Source organism: Micromonospora sp. NPDC005174, from assembly GCF_040608495.1.
Taxonomy (GTDB): domain Bacteria; phylum Actinomycetota; class Actinomycetes; order Mycobacteriales; family Micromonosporaceae; genus Micromonospora.
Genome location: NZ_JBEXIJ010000066.1, coordinates 1 through 4,061 on the forward strand (window position 1 = coordinate 1; position 4,061 = coordinate 4,061).

The 4,061-nt window shown below is 72.7% G+C and carries 1 protein-coding gene; it reads right to left on the reverse strand.

The annotated features are described in order from the left end of the window. Positions 1-3,740, reverse strand: a 3,740-nt coding sequence (locus ABZU91_RS32680; RefSeq protein WP_355249150.1) for a S8 family serine peptidase, incomplete at its 3' end; no start/stop codon positions are given. Between the last annotated feature and the right edge of the window lie 321 nt (positions 3,741-4,061).

Consider the following 4,061-nt stretch of genomic DNA (forward strand, 5'->3'; position numbering starts at 1 on the left):
CGGCACCCCGTCGACCAGCACGTGACGCTCGTCGAGATGCCAGCCCCGTGGTCGTACGACGATGGTGGCGAGCGGCCCGTCGCCGCGCAGGTCGTCCGCAGGCTCACGAAACGGGCCTTCGTCGGGGCGTCCAGCGAGGTACGCCAGCCGTCGCCGTGCCGGCTCAGCCGCTGCCGGTGCCAGGTCGTGCCGTCGTCGTACGAGACCTCGACGGTCACCGGACCCACCGTGCCCGAGACACCGGGCAGCTGGGAGGCGACCACGGTGAGCGGCGTCCGCCGCTTCGCCGTACCGTCACTGCCGATGGCCACCTGGTAGTCGAGCTGGATCATCGGCAGCACCTCCGCCGATTCCTCCCCGGTGACCGCCGAGCTGAAGCCCCACTCGGTGCGGGTCTGCCGGGAGTACGGGTTGGTCCAGGCCGCCCGGTCGTTCTCCACCACCAGCCGGTACGGCAGCCGCTGCGCGGACAGGCCACCCACCTGGAGGTACTCGGCGTTGCCCCAGTCCAGCTCCTTGTCGCCCTGGTAGAGGGTCGTCCGGTTGACCATGTCGAAGTTGGCGTACGCCTCACCGATGTGACCGCCGCCGTCACCCCACCCGGGTGCGGGCAGGTAGACGGTGTCCAGGTACCGCACGGGCACGTAGCTCCCGCCCATCCGGGGGCGCTGGATCGGCCCGAACCACTCGACCCGGCTCGGCTTGTCCGCCGCGTAGGTGGCCACCGCCATCAGGTGCTGGCCGGTCTCCCCGGCGATGTACGCGTCGTCGACCCACCGCTGGTCGGCGCTCACCCAGTCGGTGCGCCGGCCCTGCGCCGGGACGGTCTCCTGGTTGCTGGACGCCCAGCCCCGCCAGATGTCGGTGCGGAACTCCATCGCCTTGCCCTGCCGGTAGTTGCGGAACTCCACGTCCACCCGGGCCAGCTGACGCTTCGTCGGCCGGTAGGTGGGATCGGTCGGCACCGCGCCGGTCCAGTGGTGCGCCACGTCGTACAGGTAGGTGGTCTCCGGGTGCGACTCGGCCGTCAGCCGCACCGGGCGGCCGCGCTCCAGCTCCGCGATGAGCTGGTCTCCCTCGTCGCCGCCGAGGGTCGCCACGGTCACCGGTGCCGGGCTCTCCGGGCTCCACGGCGCCTCGTCCCACGGCTGGAGTCGCCCGACGCCGTCGTTGACCACCAGCAACAGCTTGGCCCCGGCCGCCGCGGCGGCCTGCGCCTGGGTGGCGATGTCCACCGTGTCGCTGCGCCGGACCACCACCGCCCGGTCCCGGACCGGCCGCTTCGCCAGCCCGGCCGCCGAGGCGTTGGCGACGTAGACCGCGTCGAGCTGGCGACGACCCTCCGGCAACGCCGGGGTAGCCCGCTTCACCAGCAGATCGTCGTACGACCGGCCACCGGCCGACACGGTCAGCGCCGGCTGTTCCAACCGCCACCGGGCGCCGAACTCGAACTCGCCGTCGGTGACCTTGCGGCTCAACGGCAGCGCCCACATGCTGTCGTACGAGTCGTCGGGCAGCACCTGACTCTCCATGAGGCTGTTAGCGGTGGAGCGGTGGATGTCCATCCGCAGCGACGTGGCGCTGGCCTCCTGCGGCACCTCGGCCTGCACCTGTCGGGCCTTGCGCGCGTCCAGGACGACGGTGCGGTCGGCACTCAGGTCGACGTCGACGAAGCTGAGCATCGCCATGCCCTTCGAGCGCGGCCCGTGCACGCCGCGCACGTCGGCGGAGATCCAACCGGACCAGCTTCCCACCGGCAGCCGCAGCGTCGCGGTGCCGCTCGCGGGCAGGTCGACGGCGGTGAACAGGCCGTCGGCGCTGAGCAGGACCTTGCCGGCGAGCGGCTTGCCGTCCCGGTCCTTCGCGACGAGCGTCAGGGTCTGCCGCTGACCCTCTTTGCCCGCCCCGATCAGGGTGCGACCGCGTACAGCACCGGCGTCGTCGGTGGCGACGATCGTGCCACTCACCGGCTTCTCGACCGGCAGTTTGTCGTACGCGGCGGTGAGGGTGACGGTGGCCGTGCCGTTCGCGGGCACGGTGACCGTGTCGGCGGAGAGCGCGAAGAGGCCGGCCGGGGCGCTCGGCGCGTCGATGGTCGGCTTCAGGGTGACCGGTGCGCTGCCGGTGTTGGTGTAGGTGACCGTCCGGTCGACTGTCGTGCCCGGCTGCTGCGGCCAGCCCTGGAAGCCGGAGTAGGCGCTCGGGGTGGCGAAGACGGTGGCGTGCGCGGCGGCGACCGCGTCCACCCGACCGGCACCGGCCTGGTACGGGGTGTAGCCCGGCGTGGCCTTGACGGTGCTGACCAGCGCCTCCTTGATGCGCTGGCCGGTCCAGTCGGGGTGCGCGGCGGCGACCAGCGCGGCCGTGCCGGCCACATGCGGTGTCGCCATCGACGTGCCGCTCATCAGGGTGTAGTCGCCGGAGCCGCGCACCAGGTGCGAGCGGGCGGCCAGGATGTCCACGCCGGGTGCGGTGATCTCGGGCTTGAGCCCACCGTCGCCGAAACGCGGGCCCTGGCTGGAGAAGTCCGCGAGATGGTCGGCGGAATCGACGGCGCCCACGGTGAGCGCGGAGTTCGCCGCGCCGGGGCTGCCGATGCTCGCCGGGCCGCTGTTGCCGGCGGCGATCACGAAGAGCGCGCCCGTCTCGGCGCTGAGCCGGTCGACGGCCTGGCTCATCGGGTCGCTGCCGTCGGTGGCCTCACCGCCCAGGCTCATGCTGATGATCCGGGCCTTCTGCTCCCGGGCCGCCCACTCCATGCCGGCGATGATCCAGGAGTCCTGTCCGCCGCCCTCGCTGTTGAGCACCTTGCCGACGTGCAGCCGGGCGCCGGGGGCGACACCCCGCTCGACACCGCCGGACGCGGCGCCGGTGCCGGCGATCGTCGAGGCGGTGTGGGTGCCGTGTCCCTGGTAGTCGAGGATGTCGGGCTCGTCCGGCACGAAGCTGGTGGACTCGGCGATCTGGCCGGCGAGGTCCGGGTGCTCGGCGTCCGCCCCCGTGTCGAGCACGGCGACGTCCACGCCGGCGGCGGTGTTGCCCTCGGCCCACAGCTTCGGCGCGCCGATCTGCGCGGTGGACTCGGCGAGGTCGCCGTGCACCCGGCCGTCCAGCCAGACCTTGGCGATGCCGCCGGTGAGGGTCGGGGTGTCGCCGGTACGGCGGGCGGACCCGGCGGTCAGCGCACCCCAGAACCGGTCGGCGCTGTCGCGCGGGCGGGTCAGTGCCGCGCCCCCCACGCTGTCCAACGGCCGGACCAGCTTCGCGCCGTCCACAGTCGGACGGGTACGGGCCCGGGCCGCGGCGTCGGTGAGGGTGACGATCAGCGGCAGCGCGTCCGTGTGCGCGTCGTCGTACCCGTCGGCGACGAGGTCGGTGACGTTGAACAGCCTCTTGTCCAACAGGCCGCTGGTGACGTACGGCAGCGCGGCGTCCGGGTAGACGTAGGTGTCGCCGTCGAGCACGGTGCGGTGGAACGTCGGTGTGCTGCCGTCCGGGCGGCGAACCGTCGAGACGGTGCTGCCGTCGGCTGCGGTGGTGACGGTGACGAGGTCACCGGTGATCAGGGTGACGGTGGACGCGCGACCCGGCGCGGCCGGTGGATGGCCGGCCGGGTGCGGTGTGTTGCCGGGCGGGGCGGCGGACGCCCCCGTGCCGGGTGGGGTGAACCCGGCGGTCAGAGCGAGGGCGGTGCCGAGGGCGATCAACCCGGATCGGCGACGCCTGGAAGACAGAGTCACGAGGACCTCTTTGTGTCGAGGAGCGGTACGCAGCACAGCATCGGCGTAACAAGCGCCCCTCGTACCCCGCCGCACCCCGGCGCGTTCATGCCATGGCACAAACCCGCCACCGCCCCCTCCCCGCGCCCCCTCCCCGCGCTCCCTCCCCGCGTCGATCTTGCACTTACTGTTGTCGATGCATCCCGATTCACGGCTTTCGTCGGCGCAGTAAGTGCAAGATCGACGCGGGTGGGGGTGGGGTGGGGGTCCAGGCCAGGCAATGACCGATCGTCCAGCCCCGGACCCGGTCGACGTCCAGCCCGAGGTCGGTGCTGAGAGATC